This window comes from Streptomyces sp. NPDC004561 (genome assembly GCF_053602155.1).
This window is the reverse complement of the sequence record NZ_JBSGDB010000050.1, coordinates 1-17,410: the sequence shown is the minus strand read 5'-3', so window position 1 is coordinate 17,410 and position 17,410 is coordinate 1. Positions and strand designations below refer to the sequence as shown.

At 71.5% G+C, this 17,410-nt stretch carries 16 protein-coding genes; 6 read left to right on the top strand and 10 right to left on the bottom strand.

Annotated features, from left to right (window positions below; genetic code table 11):
- The first annotated feature begins 24 nt into the window (after window positions 1-24).
- Complete coding sequence (locus ACWEN3_RS09890) at window positions 25-2,118, top strand: hypothetical protein (RefSeq protein WP_452967944.1); 2,094 nt, start codon at window positions 25-27, stop codon at window positions 2,116-2,118.
- A complete protein-coding gene (locus ACWEN3_RS09885) occupies window positions 2,118-3,665 on the top strand; it encodes an ABC transporter substrate-binding protein (protein WP_452967942.1) in 1,548 nt (515 codons plus the stop codon). The genes ACWEN3_RS09890 and ACWEN3_RS09885 overlap by 1 nt, the downstream gene beginning before the upstream one ends.
- Here the strand turns inward: ACWEN3_RS09885 and ACWEN3_RS09880 are convergent.
- The 8 genes from ACWEN3_RS09880 to hemL all read right to left on the bottom strand — a co-directional run bounded on the left by ACWEN3_RS09880 (window position 3,662) and on the right by hemL (window position 11,823).
- Window positions 3,662-4,105 carry an SRPBCC family protein gene (locus ACWEN3_RS09880; RefSeq protein WP_452967939.1) on the bottom strand — a complete coding sequence of 148 codons (444 nt, stop codon included), beginning with the start codon at window positions 4,103-4,105 and terminating at the stop codon, window positions 3,662-3,664. The genes ACWEN3_RS09885 and ACWEN3_RS09880 overlap by 4 nt on opposite strands.
- Before the next feature lie 25 nt (window positions 4,106-4,130).
- Complete coding sequence (gene ccsB / locus ACWEN3_RS09875; protein WP_452967937.1) at window positions 4,131-5,213, bottom strand: c-type cytochrome biogenesis protein CcsB; 1,083 nt, start codon at window positions 5,211-5,213, stop codon at window positions 4,131-4,133.
- Complete coding sequence (gene resB, locus ACWEN3_RS09870) at window positions 5,210-6,910, bottom strand: cytochrome c biogenesis protein ResB (protein ID WP_452967934.1); 1,701 nt, start codon at window positions 6,908-6,910, stop codon at window positions 5,210-5,212. Before resB ends, ccsB begins: the two co-directional genes overlap by 4 nt.
- 3 nt (window positions 6,911-6,913) lie before the next feature.
- Complete coding sequence (locus ACWEN3_RS09865) at window positions 6,914-7,684, bottom strand: cytochrome c biogenesis CcdA family protein (RefSeq protein WP_452967931.1); 771 nt, start codon at window positions 7,682-7,684, stop codon at window positions 6,914-6,916.
- Window position 7,685: 1 nt separating this feature from the next.
- Window positions 7,686-8,276, bottom strand: coding sequence for a TlpA family protein disulfide reductase (locus ACWEN3_RS09860; protein ID WP_452967929.1), 591 nt, complete (start codon window positions 8,274-8,276; stop codon window positions 7,686-7,688).
- Window positions 8,277-8,367: 91 nt separating this feature from the next.
- Complete coding sequence (locus tag ACWEN3_RS09855; RefSeq protein WP_452967927.1) at window positions 8,368-9,633, bottom strand: hypothetical protein; 1,266 nt, start codon at window positions 9,631-9,633, stop codon at window positions 8,368-8,370.
- Window positions 9,634-9,796: 163 nt separating this feature from the next.
- Window positions 9,797-10,456, bottom strand: coding sequence for a histidine phosphatase family protein (locus ACWEN3_RS09850; protein WP_452967986.1), 660 nt, complete (start codon window positions 10,454-10,456; stop codon window positions 9,797-9,799).
- A 50-nt stretch (window positions 10,457-10,506) separates the two neighbouring features.
- Window positions 10,507-11,823 carry a glutamate-1-semialdehyde 2,1-aminomutase gene (gene hemL, locus ACWEN3_RS09845; protein ID WP_452967983.1) on the bottom strand — a complete coding sequence of 439 codons (1,317 nt, stop codon included), beginning with the start codon at window positions 11,821-11,823 and terminating at the stop codon, window positions 10,507-10,509.
- A 534-nt stretch (window positions 11,824-12,357) separates the two neighbouring features.
- Between hemL and ACWEN3_RS09840 the strand changes: the two genes are divergently transcribed.
- Entirely contained in the window at window positions 12,358-12,795 is a 438-nt protein-coding gene (locus tag ACWEN3_RS09840; protein ID WP_003974483.1) for a hypothetical protein, read from the top strand.
- A gap of 104 nt (window positions 12,796-12,899) precedes the next feature.
- On the opposite strand, the gene ACWEN3_RS09835 is transcribed toward ACWEN3_RS09840, so the two are convergent.
- On the bottom strand, window positions 12,900-13,310 hold the full coding sequence (locus ACWEN3_RS09835; RefSeq protein ID WP_452967924.1) for a hypothetical protein: 411 nt from the start codon (window positions 13,308-13,310) through the stop codon (window positions 12,900-12,902).
- A gap of 380 nt (window positions 13,311-13,690) precedes the next feature.
- Between ACWEN3_RS09835 and ACWEN3_RS09830 the strand changes: the two genes are divergently transcribed.
- Both ACWEN3_RS09830 and ACWEN3_RS09825 read left to right on the top strand, forming a co-directional pair.
- Window positions 13,691-14,518 carry a ZIP family metal transporter gene (locus tag ACWEN3_RS09830; RefSeq protein ID WP_452967922.1) on the top strand — a complete coding sequence of 276 codons (828 nt, stop codon included), beginning with the start codon at window positions 13,691-13,693 and terminating at the stop codon, window positions 14,516-14,518.
- A gap of 337 nt (window positions 14,519-14,855) precedes the next feature.
- Window positions 14,856-16,253: an FAD-binding oxidoreductase gene (locus ACWEN3_RS09825; RefSeq protein WP_452967920.1), complete on the top strand. Its 1,398-nt coding sequence runs from the start codon at window positions 14,856-14,858 to the stop codon at window positions 16,251-16,253.
- Window positions 16,254-16,295: 42 nt separating this feature from the next.
- On the opposite strand, the gene ACWEN3_RS09820 is transcribed toward ACWEN3_RS09825, so the two are convergent.
- Window positions 16,296-17,060 carry an MBL fold metallo-hydrolase gene (locus ACWEN3_RS09820; RefSeq protein ID WP_452967918.1) on the bottom strand — a complete coding sequence of 255 codons (765 nt, stop codon included), beginning with the start codon at window positions 17,058-17,060 and terminating at the stop codon, window positions 16,296-16,298.
- 113 nt (window positions 17,061-17,173) lie between these two features.
- Here ACWEN3_RS09820 and ACWEN3_RS09815 point away from each other — a divergent pair.
- Window positions 17,174-17,410 (top strand): ABATE domain-containing protein (locus ACWEN3_RS09815; RefSeq protein ID WP_452967981.1); only part of this gene is annotated, 237 nt, incomplete at its 3' end.

Genomic DNA, 17,410 nt, shown 5'->3' with positions numbered 1-17,410 from the left:
ACTGCTGTTGAGGGGGGCGATGCGGTGCACAGACGGTTGCACGGGCGGGGGGCGCTGTTCGACGTCGATCCGGCCGGTCTCGCGCCACGCCTGGTGGGCCTGCGCCCCGGCCACCATCGCGCCCATCCTTTCGAGCACCCGGACGAGCCGCCCTTCGTGGTGCTGGCCGGCGCCCGGGGCCTCGGCAAGAGCGCCGTGCTGGCCGAGCTGCGGGACGCCTACCAGGGACACACCCCGGTCGCGCTGGTCGACTGCGCGGAGGGGCAGTTCGCCCGGCCGCCCGCGGACCGGCCCGCCGCGTCCTGGTCGCCGCTCGCGCAGGCGCTGCTGGTGATCGCCGAGCAGCTCGCGGAGCCGGTGACGGGTGCCGGGCGGATCACCTTCCCGCGGCTGATGTCGGGCCTGGTCGCGGTGGCCGCGGGCGGCTGGGGCGACGCCGACTCGGAGCGGATCCGCCGGGAGGTCGAGCGGATCCTGCTGCTGAACGAGGGCGGCTCGTGGATCAGCGGGTTCGCCGGGCGCTGGGCGGGAAAGGTGGCGGCGAAGGTGGTCGCGGCGGCCACGGGCACCGGGCCGCTGGTCTCGGGCGCCATCGAGGCGACCCTGGAGTCCGTCGCGGAGGGCTTCACCAGCCGCCGGCACCAGAAGGCGTCCGTGTGGTACCGGACGTACCCGAACGCGGGCGCCAACGCGCAGCGCGGGCTCATCCTGCTGTCCCAGCACTTCCGGGACGGCGGCAGCTCGCGCGAGCACGCCGAGCGGTATCTGGTGCGGGCGCTGCTGGCCGACCTGACGGAGGCGTACGCGGGCGTGCTGCCGCGCATGCAGCGGCTCGGCCGGCCGCTGGTGCTGATCGACAACGCGCAGTCCGCGCCCGGCCCCGGGCTCGTGGCCGCCGTGCTGCGCGACCGCGCCGAGGGCATCGGGGACCAGGTCGCCTTCCTCGCGGCCCGGCGCGGCGAGGGCCGCGAGGAGCTGCGCAGCGCCGTACGCCGGGAGCTGGCGGAGGTGGTCCGGCGCACCGGCTGGGCGCCGGACGCGGCCCCCTCCTCGCGGGCGCTGCTGGTCGCGCTGCCGCCGCTGAGCGCGGACGACACCCTGCACATCGTCGGCGCGGTCTGCGCGGACACCCCCGTGCCGTCGCATCTCCCGGCCGCCGTCCACCGGTTGACCGGCGGGAACCCGCTGGGCATCGTGCTGCTCGCCGAGTCGGCCGCGCAGCATCTGCCCGCGGTGTCCTCGCTCGGCGAGCTGCTCACCGCAGAGGTCCGCCCCGCCGAGGACCGGCCCGGGGTGCCCGCCCACCAGGCGCTCCTGGACCGGCTGGTGCCGGCCGAGCACCTGGACGAGCTGACCGTGCTGGCCGCCGCCCACGACCACGGCTCGGCCTGCGCCCTGGCCACGGCCCTGCTGCCGGACACCTTCGGTCCCGCGGACGTACGGGCCCTGCAGACGCTGCTCGCCGAGGAGGGACTGCCCGTCGTGCCGGGCCAGTTCGCCGGCGACCCGTTCGTGCGCACCCTGTTGTTGCTCCGGCTGCATCTGCGGGACGAGGACCACGCGTCGTGGCGCACCGCGCACGAGACGCTGATCGCGCACTACGCGGCGCCCGAGCAGGCGCTCTACCGGCTGCACCACGAACTCGCCCTCGGCGGCGCGGACTCGGCCGTCGCCCATCTGCGCGACACCTTCGCCTCCGCCGACACCCGCGACTGGCTGCGCACCCTGCGCTTCGTCGCGTCCGCGCCCTACTTCCACGCGCACGACGCCGAGGGCCGCGACTTCACCGGCCGCGGCGACCGGCGGGCCGCCGTCGCGCTCGGCCGCACGGACGCCGAACACGACGTGCCGGACGGCGTGGACGGCGTCCTGCACCTGCGGATACGGCGGTTGCTGCACGCGGTGTGGCAGCTGGCGGACCCGCTGGTGCTGCCCGACCCGAAGGTGTGCGACCGGCTCCGCTTCGAGCTGGAGCAGCTGTCCAACCTGCGGCCGGCCGGCAACGCGCTGCTGTGGCGGGCCTCCCGGGACTGGCCGGCGGCGGCGCTGGCCGGACACCCGCTGGACGGCCCGGAGGACGCGGACGACGGTGAGGACGACCGGAGCGGGGAGGCGTGATGGCGCGCGGGGGCGTGGGGACTTGGGTGCGCGAGCACGTGTGGGAGATACCGCTGCGCCGCTATCTGTCCCTGCTGGTGGCGGCGGCGCTGGTGGCCGGAGCGGTCCTCGCGGTGCGGGCCCTGGCGCACGACGACCGCTCGTGCGCGCCCGGGGTGGCCCGGCCGGAGGGCAGCGGCGAGTGCGTGGGCGTGGCCACGGGCCCGTACGACTTCGGGCAGCCCCGGCTGCGGGACGCCGTGCGGGCGATCGCCCGGGAGAACGGCCGCCTCAGTCCCGGGGGCTATGTGACGGTGGCCCTGATGCTGCCGTACACCTCCACGTCGGCGACCAGCCTGAACGACATCCAGCACCAGTTGCAGGGGGCGTATCTGGCGCAGTACCAGGCCAACCACGACTCCAACGGCCAGGCCCCGCAGATCCGGCTGGTGCTGGCCAACCCGGGCGCGACCGGCGACCACTGGCGGCAGACGGTCGACCGGCTGACCCGGATGACGACGGGCGCCGACCGGCTGCGCGCGGTGGCGGGCGTCGGGCAGAGCACCGACAGCAACAAGAGGGCCGTCGCGGAGCTGACCCGGCGCGGCATCCCGGTGATCGGCTCCTCCATCACCGCCGACGACCTCGCCAACGGGCAGCAGGGCAAGGATCCCTACCCCGGTCTGGCCCGGGTGTCGCCGACCAACACCGACGAGGCCCGTGCGCTGGCCTCCTTCGCCAAGGTGAGCGCGGGCAAGGCGCTGCTGGTGTACGACAAGCCCGGCGACCCGTACACGCGGACGCTGCAGGAGTCGTTCGCCGCGCTGATCAAGGGATCGCCGTACGAGCCGCAGCCGTTCACCCCGCCCGCCGACCGCAGCCAGGAGGGGACGACGGCGAACACCTTCCGGCAGATCACGGACCTGGTGTGCGACACCTCGCGGGAGACGGACACGATCCTCTTCGCGGGCCGGCACACCCAGCTGCGGCAGTTCATCAACGCGCTCGGCGGCCGGGGCTGCCAGGACCGGAGGTTCACGGTGCTGACCGGCGACGAGGCCTCCTATCTGACCCATGAGAAGGCCCTGGACCGCGACGCCCTCAGGCACAACCTCTCCGTCCGCTACACCTCCCTCGCCCACCCGGACGCCTGGGCGAAGGACCCGGCGCGGACCGGCGGTTCGGCGGCGGACTTCGCGGTGCTGAGCGGGCTGCTGACGGCCGCGGCCCGGGAGCCGGTGGGCCCGATCGGTTCCACCGCCCTGGACGACGGCCAGCTGATCATCGGATACGACACGCTGCGGCTGGCGGTGCACGGCATCCGCGAGGCGGTCCCGGCCGGGCGGTCCGTCCCGGCGCTGGCGGACGTGGGACTGCAGTGGCCGCAGGTCAAGGGCTCGCTGCGGGTGGCCGGGGCGAGCGGCTGGATCTGCCTGGACGTGCACGGCAACCCGTACGACAAGGCCGTACCGATCGTGGAGCTGACCCCGGAGGGCGACGCGCGCTTCGTGCGGATCGCCTGGCCGGAGGGCAGGCCACCGGGGAGTCAGTGCCTGCCGCCGTCCTAGGTGAGCTGGCCCGGCAGGGGCTCCTGCCCGGGCGGCTCCGGCGAGGGCTCCAGGGTTCCGATCAGCCGCTCGAAGCGGGCGCGCCAGCCGGACTCGGACTCCCCCTTGCCCTGGTACTCGTGGGTGAAGCGCAGCGCGCTCCCCGCCTCCCCCTCCCGCTCCAGATGGAACCGGATCCGGCCGCCGCCCTCGACGGTGTACTCCGCGACCCGGTCCACGTCCCAGGCGGTCACCCGGCCGGAGCCCAGGTCACGCAGGGTGACCTCGCCGTCGAGATGGGGTTCGAGAACGTCGACGGCGGTGCACCACGCCCCGAGTCCCTCAGGGGTGGACACCGCCGGCCAGACGTCTTCCATGGGCCTCGGGATCCGCACCAGGAAGTGGAGTATGTGCGTGTTCCCGTGGGTCTGGCTGGTGCCCTGTGCGATGGAACCGCTCATGACACCAGTGTGGTCGACCCGCGGCTCAGACGCCCGCGTAGGAGTGCTTGCCGGTGACGAAGATGTTGACGCCGTAGTAGTTGAACAGCCAGCAGCCGAAGGCGATCATCGCCAGGTAGGCGGCCTTGCGGCCCTTCCAGCCGGCCGTGGCGCGGGCGTGCAGGTAGCAGGCGTAGCCGACCCAGGTGATGAAGGACCAGGTCTCCTTGGGGTCCCAGTTCCAGTAGCGGCCCCAGGCGTCGCCCGCCCAGATCGCGCCCGCGATGATCGTGAAGGTCCACAGCGGGAAGACGGCCGCGTTGACCCGGTAGGCGAACTTGTCCAGGGAGGCGGAGGCGGGCAGCCGCTCCAGCACCGAGGTCGCGAAGGCGCCGGGCTTGCCGCCGGTCTGGAGCTTGTTCTCGTACGAGTCCTTGAACAGGTACAGGATCGTGGCGACCGCGCCGACGTAGAACACCGCGCCGCAGAAGATCGCGGTGGAGACGTGGATGTACAGCCAGTACGAGTGCAGGGCCGGGACCAGCTGGTCGCTCGCCGTGTAGAGGACGGTGACCGCGAGGCCGAGGTCGAGCAGGACCGTGGTGATCAGGAACAGGCCGAGCCAGCGCACGTTCTTCCTCAGGGCCAGCAGCGCGAGGTACACGCCGACGGCGACCGTGGAGAAGGTGATGTTGAACTCGTACATGTTGCCCCACGGCGCCCGCTGCACGGAGGCCGCGCGGGCGACCACACCGGACAGCTCGACGATGAAGGCGAGCACGGTGAGGGAGACGGCGATCCGCCCGTAGAGGTCGCCCTGGTCGTCACCGCCGTGCGCGCCGGGGCCGTCCGGTACGTCCCGGGCGCCCGCCGCCGACCGCACGACGACCTGGGGCCGCTCCAGCACCGCGGTGCCGCCGGCCTGCTTGACGGTGACCGCGGGCCCGGTCTTGCGCTGCTCGCCCTCGGTGGTGAGCGCGGCGGCCGTGCGGGCCACCTTGCTGCGGCTGCCGAAGAGCCATTCGGCGATGTACGCGAAGAAGGCCAGGGTGTAGACGGCCATCGACGAGTAGATCAGCGTGTTGCTGATGCTCGCCAGGTGTTCGTTGGTTGCGGCGGCGAGAGTCACTTCTCAGCCCCTTCGGCAGGTACGACGGAAGATTCGGTGGAGTCGTCGTCGGGTTCGGGTGCTCCCGGCGCCTGGTCGTAGAGGATTCCGGCGAGGTCGCCCAGTTCCTCGGGCACCTTGGCGGACTCGCTGCGGCCGAGCCCGGCCATCTCGACGACCGTGACGCCGTCGGCGCCGCGCACGGCCCGCACCCACACGCGGCGGCGCTGGATGAACAGGGACGCGGCCAGGCCGAAGATCGCGGCGAAGGCACCGCCCAGCGCCCAGCCGCTGCCGGGCTCCTGGACGATCTCGAAGCCGGCCCACTCCTTGATGTCCTTCTCGAAGGTGAGGGAGCCGGCGCCGTTCGGCAGCGTGAGCGTGTCGCCCGGCTGGAGCAGCTTCTTCAGCAGCTGCCCCTTGCTGTCCTTGAACGCCTTCATGTGGGTCTTGTCGAGCTGGTACACGCTCTGCGGGATGCCCGCGTCCGCGCCGAGGTCGCCGTGGTAGGCGTTCACCGCGAGCAGCGGGTTCACCAGCGCCGGGAACTGCGAGAGCATCGTGCCGCTCTTCGGGTCGAAGGTCGGCACGAAGAAGGCCTGGAAGCCGAGCTCGTCGTGCTTGCCCTGGCTGTCGTGGTAGCCGTCCATCACCTTGATCACGCCGTTGGAGGTGACGTTGCCGTCGAGCGGCAGCAGCGGCACGGCGTCGTGGTAGACGACCTTGCCCTTGCCGTCGCGGACGGTGATGACGGGCGCGTAGCCGTGGCTGACGAGGTAGACCTTGGCGTCGCCGATGTGCAGCGGCGAGTTGACCTTGATGGTCGCCGACCTGTTCCCGCCGTACGCGCCCTGGCTGTAGTCGATCTTCGCCTGGTAGGTGCGCGGCGTGCCCTTGTTCGGGCCGGTGACCTCGTAGGTGCCCGTGAAGTCCTTCAGGTCGAAGCTGAACGGCACCAGGTCGTCGTTCTGGAACAGGCTGCCGGACTTGAAGTCGTCGTACTGGCTGATGGCGTTGGCGAACCCGTCGCCCTCGACGACCAGCTTGGTGCCGTCGGACTTGTACATCTGGCCCCAGGCGAAGGAGACCAGCAGCACGATCAGCGCGACGTGGAAGACCAGGTTGCCGACCTCGCGCAGATAGCCCTTCTCGGCGGCGACGGCGTCCCCGGCGACATGGGCGCGGAAGCGGCGCTTCCGCAGCAGCGCGAGCGCGGCCTCGCGGACCTGCTCGGGGTCGGCCTCGGTCCGCCAGGTCGTGTACGCGGGCAGCCGGGTCAGCCGCTGGGGCGCGCCCGGCGGACGGCCGCGCAGCTGGCCGACGAACTGCCAGGTGCGGGGCACGATGCAGCCGATGAGGGAGACGAACAGCAGGATGTAGATCGCGGAGAACCACACCGAGCTGTAGACGTGGAACAGGCCGAGCTTGTCGTAGACCGGCGCGAGCGTCTTGTGCGCCTTGCGGAAGTCGTCGACCTTGTTCAGGTCGGCGCCGGTCTGCGGGATCAGCGAGCCGGGGATCGCGCCGAGCGAGAGCAGCAGGAGCAGCAGCAGTGCGACCCGCATGGAGGTCAGCTGCCGCCAGAACCAGCGGACCCAGCCGATGACGCCGAGGCCGGGGACGCTCGCGAGCTCCTCCTGCGGGGCGGTGGACATCCGGGAGCCGGCGGCTCCGAGGTCCTCCTGGTCCCGGCCGTTGCCGGTTTCGGTCTTGCTCATCGATCAGATCCCCACACTGAAGCCGTTGGACCAGGTCTGCGTCTGCTGCACCAGGCTGTCCCAGGCACCGGTCAGCAGCAGGACGCCGGTCACGATCATCATCGTGCCGCCGATCCGCAGCACCCACACATAGTGGCGCTTGACCCAGCCGAAGGCGCCGAGTGCCTTGCGGAAGGCGATCGCGGTGAGGACGAAGGGCACGCCGAGGCCGAGGCAGTAGATGACCGTCAGCAGGGCGCCGCGTCCGGCGCTCGACTCGTTCCAGGCGAGGAAGTTCACCGAGGACAGGGTCGGGCCGAGACAGGGCGTCCAGCCGATGCCGAAGAGGGCGCCTATGACCGGCGCGCTCACCAGGCCCGTGGCCGGCCGCTTGTGGAAGCGGAACTCGCGCTGCGTCAGCCAGGGCATCAGCCCCATGAAGAACACGCCCATGAGGACCATGAGCACGCCGAGCACCTTGGACAGGACGTCCTTGTACTCCTGAAGGGTCGAGCCGAAGTAGCCGAACAGCGCCCCGCCGGAGACGAACACGGCGCTGAAGCCGAGCACGAACAGAGAGGCGCCGGCGACCATCCGGCCGCGCCGGGCCTCGGCCAGGTCGGTGCCCGCCACGCCGGTGACGTAGGAGAGGTAGCCGGGCACCAGCGGCAGCACGCAGGGCGAGAAGAAGGAGATCAGACCGCCGAACAGGGCCACGGGCGCGGCGACGAGCAGCGCTCCGTGCAGCACGGTCTGGTTCTGGCCCGCTGCGGCCAGCGTCAGCGTCGCGCTCACGTCACTTCTCCGCGAGTACCGGCTCGAGCATCTTCAGCAGGCTCGTGTCGTCGAGCGCCTCGAGAGCCCGCGCGGCCACCTTCCCATGCCGGTCGATGACGAGCGTGGAGGGGATCAGCTGCGGGTTGAGGGTGCCCTTCTTGAAGCGGAGCATCAGCCGGCCCGTGGGGTCGTACAGGCTCGGGTAGTCGATCCCGTGCTCCTTCTCGAAGGCGACCGCGGGGATGGTGCTGGTGTCGCGGGTGTTGATCCCGACGAACTGCACACCCTTGCCCGCGTAGCTCTTCGCCACCTTGGAGAAGTACTGCGCCTCCTCCCGGCACGGACTGCACCACGAGCCCCAGACGTTGACGACGACGACCTGGCCCTTGTAGGAGGCGACGTTCAGGTCCTTGCCGTCGATCGTCTTGCCGGACAGGTCCGGGGCCGCGGCGCGCTTGCCCTGAGGCACGGTGTCGATGCCGTTGTTGCCGGTGACGAAGTTGGTGTTGCCACCGCCGCCGGAGGTGCCGCCCTTGCCGCACGCGGACAGGGTCAGGGCCGCGGCGGCGGCCATGGCGCTGAGCAGGACGGCTCGGCTACGGGTACTCATGTGAAAAGTTTCGCATGTCCGTTCCGGGGATCGGTGGCACCCCCCTCCCGGGCGGAAAACCGCATTTCAGGAGCTATTTACACAGGACATTTCAGGCAAGGAACTGCTTCCAGCCCCCGACGGGCCGCTGGCCGACGTCCAGCCTGCGCAGCTTGGCGATCACCTCGGGCTTCTGCGCGTCGATCCAGTCGGTGAACTGCCGGAAGGAGACCAGCCGCACGTCGGCGCCCTTCTCTTTCTCGCGCGCGATGTGCTTGAAGGCCTCCTCGACGGAGTCCATGTAGATGCCGCCGTTCCACTTCTCGAAGTGGTTGCCGATGAAGAACGGCGCCCGGTTTGTCTCGTATGCCCGCTGGAAGCCGGCGATGTACGCCCCCGCGGACTGGGTGCGCCAGCCCGGGTAGTTGTAGGCGGGCGCCTTGGTGGAGTTCACGGACTGGTTGGCGAGCATGTTGTAGTCCATCGACAGGACCTCGAACCGGCGCCCGGGGAAGGGGACCTGCTGGAGGGGGAAGTCCCAGATCCCCATCCGCTTCACCGGCCACACCTGGCGGCCGCCCGGCGAGGAGGCGTCGTAGCGCCAGCCCAGCCTGCGGGCGGTGGGCAGCAGGTTGTCCTGGCCGAGCAGACAGGGCGTACGGCCGCCGGCGAGCTCCTTGTCGTAGTCGAAGGGCAGCGCGGGCAGATCGTGCCAGCCGGTGTTGGTCTTCCACTCCTTCACGAAGGACTTCGCCTGCCGGATCTCGCTCTCCCACTGCTGTGGCGTCCACCACTTGACCGAGCCGTGGGTCTCGCCGCAGAAGTGCCCGTTGAAGTGGGTGCCTATCTCGTGGCCCTCCAGCCAGGCCCGGCGCACATTGGTCAGCGTGGACTTGATGTGGTCGTCGGTGAGGTAGCCGATGGCGGAGGCGCCGCGCGGGTTGTTCGGGGGCTCGTACATGCGCTTCTTCGACTCGGGCAGCAGATACAGCCCGGAGAGGAAGAAGGTCATGCTCGCGCCGTGCTCCTTGGCGAGGTCCAGGAAGCGCGGGAAGAGTCCGTTGCCGACCTCTCCGGCGCCGTCCCAGGAGAAGATGACGAACTGCGGCGGGGTCTGGCCCGGCTCCAGCTGCTGGGGCGCCGCCGGCTGGTGCGGCTGCTTGCCGGTGAAGGACGTCGAGCCGTCGCCGATGGGGCGGCCCGCGGGCGCGTCGCTCCCGCTGCCCTGCCCGTTCGCCCCGTCGCCGGAACCGTCCGAGTGCCCGCCGCCGTCAGACGACTTGAGGCTCCCGCAGCCGGCGAGCGAGGCGGCCGCGGCCGCACCCGCGCCGAGGCCGAGTATTCCCCTGCGGGAGAGGGTCCGGGAGACGGTGCGCATGGAAATCCCCGATTCATCGCGCTCGTTGGGTAGTCACCCAGTGAGAGGGCGCGACGATCGGGGAAGTTCCGCTGGTTCTTATGTTTTTCGTAATAATCCCGGCAAAAGCGATCTAAGTCATGCGTGCTGACAGAATGTCAGCCGGAGCCGCCCCGGGCGGGTTTCAGGCTCCGAACGCCTTCCCCTGGGCCGTGCCCTTGCCCTTCTGCGGCTTGGCGCCGGCACGCAGATGGACCGGGACGAGGTCGATGGCGGGCTCGCTGTACCCGACGGACACGATCCTGTCGCCGAGATAGGTGAAGGTCGTCAGGGACGCGAGCGTGCACTGCCGCTTGCGCGGATCGTGCCACAGCCGCCGCCGCTCGACGTACGACCGCACGGTCCAGATCGGCAGCTGATGGCTCACCAGCACCGCCTCGTGCCCGCGCGCCTGGTCCTTGGCCGCGTTCAGCGCGCCCATCATCCGGACGACCTGGTCGATGTACGGCTCGCCCCAGGACGGCCGGAACGGGTTGACGAGGTGCTTCCAGTTCTCGGGCCGCTGCAGCGCGCCGTCACCGACCCCGAAGGTCTTGCCCTGGAAGACGTTGTCGGCCTCGATCAGCCGCTCGTCGGTGTCCAGGTCGAGACTGTGCGCCTTGGCGATCGGGGTGGCCGTCTCCTGCGCCCGCTCCAGCGGCGAGGCGCAGACATAGGTGACGTCCCGCGGGGCGAGGTGCTCGGCGACCCGGTCGGCCATCTGCCGTCCCAGCTCGGACAGGTGGTAGCCGGGCAGCCGCCCGTAGAGGATCCCGTCCGGGTTGGCGACCTCGCCGTGCCGCATCAGGTGGACGACGGTGACGTCCTTGTCGTTGGCGTAGCTGGCGCTGTTGCTCACGCGGTGGCCTCCGCAGCCGCCCGGGCCGCCGCCGGAAGGGCGTCGGCGATCTTCTGGATGGCCCGCTCGTCGTGGGCCGTGGACACGAACCAGGACTCGAAGGAAGACGGCGGCAGGTAGACGCCGTTCGACAGCAGCGAGTGGAAGAACGCGGTGAAGCGGAACGACTCCTGCCGCTTGGCGTCCTCGTAGTTGCGTACCTGACGGTCGGTGAAGAACACGGAGAACATGTTGGACGCCGTCTGCAGCCGGTGCGCGACGCCCTCCTTGTTCAGCGCCTCGGTGACCACGGACTGGATGCGCGCCGAGACCGCGTCGACCTTCTCGTAGGCCGCGTCGTCGAGGAGCCGCAGCTGGGCGAGCCCGGCGGCGGTGGCGACGGGGTTCCCGGAGAGCGTGCCGGCCTGGTACACCGGCCCGGCGGGCGCGAGGTGCGCCATGACGTCGGCCCGGCCGCCGAAGGCGGCCGCGGGGAACCCGCCGCCCATGACCTTCCCGAAGGTCATCAGGTCCGGCCTGACCCCGTCGACGCCGTACCAACCGGCGCGGCTGGTCCGGAACCCGGTCATGACCTCGTCGGAGATGTAGAGCGCGCCGTTCTTGTGGCAGGCGTCCCGGAGCCCCTGGTTGAACCCCGGGGCCGGCGGCACGACACCCATGTTGCCGGGCGAGGCCTCGGTGATCACACAGGCGATCTCGCCCGGGTGCCGGTGGAAGGCCTCCTGCACGGCCTCCAGGTCGTTGTACGGCAGCACGATCGTGTCCCCGGCCTGCGCACCGGTGACCCCGGGCGTGTCGGGCAGCGCGAAGGTGGCGACGCCGCTGCCGGCCGCGGCGAGCAGCGAGTCCACGTGCCCGTGGTAGCAGCCGGCGAACTTGATCACCTTGGAGCGCCGGGTGAAGCCGCGCGCGAGCCGGATGGCGGACATCGTCGCCTCGGTCCCGCTGCTGACGAGCCGGACCTGCTCCACGGGCTCGACCCGGGCGACGATCTCCTCGGCGAGCGCGACCTCGCCCTCGCCGGGGGTGCCGAAGGACGTGCCGCGGGCGACGGCCTCCTGGACGGCGGCGATGACCTCCGGGTGCGAGTGCCCGAGGATCATCGGTCCCCAGGAGCACACGAGGTCGACGTACTCGCGCCCGTCGGCGTCGGTGAGGTACGGTCCCCGGCCGGACACCATGAAGCGGGGCGTGCCGCCGACGGCGCGGAAGGCGCGCACCGGGGAGTTCACCCCACCGGGCGTGACGGCGGAGGCACGGTCGAAGAGCGCCTGGGAGGCGGGCGCTTCGTACGGATAGGGCGTTTCGCTCAGGGCACTCATGACGTGCGACTTCTCCGGCTTCTAGGACTCCGGTTGCGTTGTGACCCCATCAGAGTAGGCCGCGGGCCGCCCGCGCAGCCGCCGGCCTCGGGTCCTCAGCGCCGTCATCCGCCATCTGCGAGACTGGCCCCCCTGATACGGACAACGCGTACGCACGTAATGATTCAGGGGCCGGGAAGATCCCCGTGGACTGTTGTTCCACCGCACGTTTCGGGTGGCGGCCGTGGGGGAGGTCACTGACACGATGATCGGGTTGCGCGGCGGGGGCCACGCGTCCTAGAAAAGCAGTCGGGTGGAGATATGCATCGCGGTGGCGGACTGGGCGAGGGGACTGATGACCTGGGTCCTCGACGTGCCCGGCGGGGAAGGCACCGACGCGAGGCGGAGGAAGCGACCGAGGCACGTCAGGCACAGGGTGTACCGGGTGAGCCCGAGAGGTACGACCGGCAGATCGACCGACCGATCGACCGCCGGCACGACCACCGGGCCGACCGCCTCAGGGCGGGGAGCAGGAATGGTGGTCGGGTGGGGGTGACGTACAAGTACTTCGGCGCGCCGGACGGCGCGACCGCGGCCCGCGTCCCCATCTCGATGCGTCCCGAGGAACTCGGCGGCGACGAGCTGGGCATGAACGGCATGTTCACCAAGATCAAGCCGGAGACGATGGCCGCCATGGTGCTCACCGGCATCGAAGGCGTCCCCCTGCACAAGGTCCCGCCGCTCGAACTGGTCGTCCTGCACCCCGACTACGCGGTCGTCAAACTCCCCATGACGGTCGTCGACCCCCTGCGCGGCATCGGCGAGGAAGCGGTCGGCGCGGCAGCCTTCATCTGGTCCACGGTCCCGGACCGCGGCGGCCCCCGGGACGCCTTCAACGTGTACCAGCTGCTGCACGAATGGCAGGACTTCTCCCACCGGCTCCACGAGGCCGGGCATCAGCCGTACTGCCTGGTCTGGCCCTGAGAGCAGGGCGCGCGCAGCCGGCCGGCCTCTCGCCCACGGCCGCGTAGGCACGGACGTCGGTGAGGTGCGGCAAAACTTCGGTCCCGCGGACGACGCGCTCCGGATCACACCCGGCGGAGCACGACGAGGAGGACCAGCAGCACGGTGGCGCCGGCGCACATGCCGTGGGCGACGACGGCGGTGAGGGGAAAGTGCCGCTCGGCGACGGCGCCGCCGGTCGAATGGCGCCCCGAGCTGGGCAGCCAGCGCAGCAGCATCATGAATCCGAAGGCGGCCACGACCAGGACGACCGCGCAGGCCGCCCAGGCCGAGCCCCTGACCCCGCCCACCAGGTACGCCGCCCAGGCGGCGAGTCCGGCCACGGCGAGCGCCACATGACCGAGGACCAGCCACAGCGGCAGCCGGGTCACACCGGGTGTGCGCTGGCGCAGCCCGCCGTGGCGGATCCACACGGTGGCGAGGTAGCCGCCCAGGCTCGCGGTCAGCAGCCACGCGCACAGTACGAAGACACGCATCGCCTTGCCCCCCGTCCTCGATCGGCCGCTCTCTGGCACGACAGGGCCGCGCGCCCCAGGACACCGCACCGAACGGACACGCCCCGGACATCCATCCATGGATTCACCCGTAGGTGTGAACTTGGAGCGAAACCAGCGACCACGCGGACGGAGGTCGAGCGCCTCGGCGGGGCGCGGCCGGCGGGAGAGACGCGGTCCGGACCCACTCCGGCAGCCATCTTTTCGGGCGAAAAGTTCCCACCGTGCGCCGGCGGGCGCGCCGCGTCTTCGGGTAACGACTTGACCACGTTTTACCGAAGAGGGACCTCGGGCACTTGTTAGGTAAGCCTTGCCTGCCTTACGTTCGGTGCGCTTTCCCTGCACGTCAGACCGGAGTCCCCATGTCCAGCGGCAACATCGTCCTGCTCGGCGCCATCGCAGGCTTCACGATCTACCTCGGCCTGCCCGTCGGCCGTCTCCGCAGGCCCACGCCCCGCCTCAGGGCCGGCCTGAACGCCGTCGCCATCGGCATCCTGATCTTCCTCGTGTGGGACGTGCTGGCCCACGCCTGGGAACCGGTCGACGAGGCACTCGGCAAGCACGCGTGGGGAACCGTCGCCTCCGGGGGCGCCACCCTGGCCGCGGGCCTGGCCGTCGGTCTGGCAGGACTCGTGCACTACGACGCCTGGATCGCCCGCCGCCGGGCGGCGGCCGCACGGCCGGCCGGTCCGGGTGCCGCCGCCACCGCCGAACTGGCCGCGAAGCCCCGCAGCCAGGCGAGTTCGCTCGCCCTGATGATCGCCACCGGCATCGGCCTGCACAACTTCGCCGAGGGCCTCGCCATCGGCAACTCCGCCGCCCAGGGCGAGATCTCGCTGGCCCTGCTGCTGATCATCGGATTCGGCCTGCACAACGCCACCGAGGGCTTCGGCATCGTCGCCCCGCTGGCCGCGGAGGGCGAACGCCCGTCCTGGCTCACCCTGTTGTGGCTCGGACTGATCGGCGGCGGCCCCACCTTCCTCGGCACGCTCGTCGGACAGCACCTGGTCAACGACACCCTGTCGATCGCCTTCCTCGGCCTCGCCGCCGGCTCGATCCTCTACGTCGTCATCGAACTGCTGGCCGTGGCCCGCAGGTCCGGCCTGAAGACCCTCACCACCTGGTGCATCCTGCTCGGCCTCCTGCTCGGCTTCGCCACCGACGCCGTCGTCACGGCCGCCGGAGCCTGAACCGGCCCCCGCGGCGCCGGCGCGGTGTTCGTGGGTGCGCCGCCGCAGGTCCGCGGGCCCGGGCGTCACGGCCCGACAAGGCCTGACCAGCCCTGACAACGGCTGCCCGCCCGGCTGAGGCGGGGTCCGCGCGTCCGCTTCCCGGCGGCCGCGCGGACCGGTTCGCCGGCATGCGGAAGGCGGTCCGGCGGCGGAGAATGAAGCTCGACGGGGCGCCGCAGCCTGCCCCCTCATCACCGGCGCGAACGGATCCGCGTCTCACGCCCCCGCAGCCCGCCCGGACGTCGCGCGCTCATGTCCGTCCGCGCGTCACGCGCGGAAGCAGAGGTGGTCAGCCATGGGCGTCATCGACGCAGCTGCTCTCGACAGCCTGCGTGAGTCACTGCGGGGACCCGTCCTCGCCCCGGAGGATCCGGGTTACGACGAGGCGCGCAGCATCTACAACGCCATGATCGACCGGCGTCCGGCCGCGCTCGCCGGATGCGTCGACGTGGCGGACGTACGCACCGTGCTCTCCTTCGCCCAGGACGTGGGCGTGGCGGTGGCGGTGCGCGGCGGCGGACACAGCGGGCCGGGCCTGTGCGTGGTCGACGGCGCGCTGACGCTCGATCTGTCGCCGATGCGCTGGGTGCACGTCGACCCGGAGGCGCGGACCGCGCGGGTGGGCGGCGGAAGCCTGTTGGCCGACCTCGACCACGAGACGCACACCTTCGGCCTGGGCGTGCCGGCCGGGATCGTGTCGACCACCGGCGTCGGCGGTCTCACGCTCGGCGGCGGCCACGGACACCTGACCCGCAGGTACGGCCTGACCATCGACAGCCTGCTGTCCGCCGACGTCGTCCTCGCCGACGGCACCTTCGTCACCGCCTCCGAGACCGAACACCCGGACCTGTTCTGGGCGTTGCGGGGCGGCGGCGGCAACTTCGGTGTCGTCACCTCCTTCACCTTCCGGCTGCACCCGGTGGACGCGGTCGGGGTCGCGGTGACGTTGTGGCCCGTCGACCGGGTGCGGGAGGTGCTGCAGTGGTACCGGGAGTTCCTGCCCGACGCCCCGGAGGAGCTGAGCGGGTTCTTCGCGATGCTGGTCGTACCGCCAGGGCCGCCGTTCCCCGAGCCGATCCACGGCCGGAAGATGGGCGGGGTGGTGTGGTGCTACACCGGCGATCTGGCGGACGACCGCCTGGAGAAGGTGCTGGCCGTCGTGAACGCGCCGGGGCCGCCCGCCTTCCACTTCACCACGCCCATGCCCTACCCGGCCCTCCAGACCATGTTCGACGCGCTGATGCCCGAGGGCCTGCAGTGGTACTGGCGCGGGGACTTCTTCGACGCCATCTCCGACGACGCCATCGCGGTGCACGAGAAGTACGGCCAGAACATCCCCACCGGGCTGTCGACGATGCACCTCTACCCGGTCGACGGCGCGACCCGCCGGATCCCGGCCGACGAGACGGCCTGGACCTACCGGGACGCCGTGTGGTCCGGTGTCGTCGCCGGCATCGACCCGGATCCCGCCAACGCCGGCCTGGTCCGGCAGTGGTGCGTCGACTACTGGACCGACCTGCACCCCCACTCCATGGGCGGCGCCTACATCAACTTCTTCGGCGAGGAGGAGAGCACCGACCGGGTCCGGGGCACCTACCGCGGGAACTACGACCGCCTGGCCGTGGTCAAGCGCACCTACGACCCCGGCAACTTCTTCCACGCCAACCAGAACATCCCGCCCGCGGGCTTCTGAACGCCGATCTTCACCGGGCGGGGGGGCGGGCCGGTGCGGCCGTCAGACGGCCTGGAGCCGGTCCGCGAGGCCCGCCTCGGCGAACGCCCGGACCACGTCCTCCCGGGTCTCCGTGAAGTGCCCCCAGCTGTCGCAGTGCGCCGGTACGACCCGGCGGGCGCCGAGGAGGCCGGCGGCGGTCGCGGCGGCGCCGGCGTCGAGGACGAGCAGGGCGCCGTCGAGGATGCCCGGCACCCGGGGCGCCCCGGCGAACAGCACCGCGGTGTCCACCGGGCCGAACCGGTCGGCGATCTCCTTCACCAGCCCCAGGGAGGCGTTGTCCCCGCTGACGTAGACGGTGGGGAGGTCGGCGGAGGTGAGGACGAAGCCGATCACCTCGCCGGTGACCGCCTCGGCGCCCTCGGGACCGTGCAGGGCGGGCGCGCCGGTGACGGTGAGGGTGTCGCCGTCCGGGCGGGCCAGCTCCACGGCCTGCCAGGGGGCGAGGGCCCGCGCGGTGCCGCCGAGGCGGGCGGCGCCACCGCTCGTGGTGAGGGTGCGCGGTACGTCGGCGAGCAGCGCGCGGCCGGAGCGGTCGAGGTTGTCGGGATGCTCGTCGTGGGAGAGCAGGACGACGTCGACCGGCCCGAGGTCGGCCCGCGCCAGGCGGGGCGGCGCGGTCTTGGTGAGGAACCGTCCGTCGCCCCTCGGGTAGTCCCCGGGGGCGTCGAAGGTGGGGTCGGTGAGCAGGCGCAGGCCGCCGTACTCGATGAGGACGGTCGGACCGCCGAGGACACGGACGGGGATCGGCTCAGAAGCAGCACTCATGATCGGCACCTCACGGTTGAATGAAGTCGTATCCGTGAGATGAAGTTAGCGCGTTCTCACGGATGGCCGCAAGCCGTACCATGAGACGCGTGACAGGGAGCCTGACCGACGACATGGGCGTGCCGCCCGCGCCGGGCGCGGAGCAGTACGCCGCACTCGACCTCGCCAACAGTGCGATCGCCCTGCCCGGCGGCCATTTCGCCGACCTCCTCGGGACGCCCGCCGCGGCCAACCTGTGGCTCACGGGGCACGCCCTGGCGCCGGCCGACGCGGGCCTGCGGGAGACGTGCGCGGCCCAGCTGCGCTCCCTGCGCGAGCACGTACGGTCGCTGGTCGCCGCCCGCGTCGAG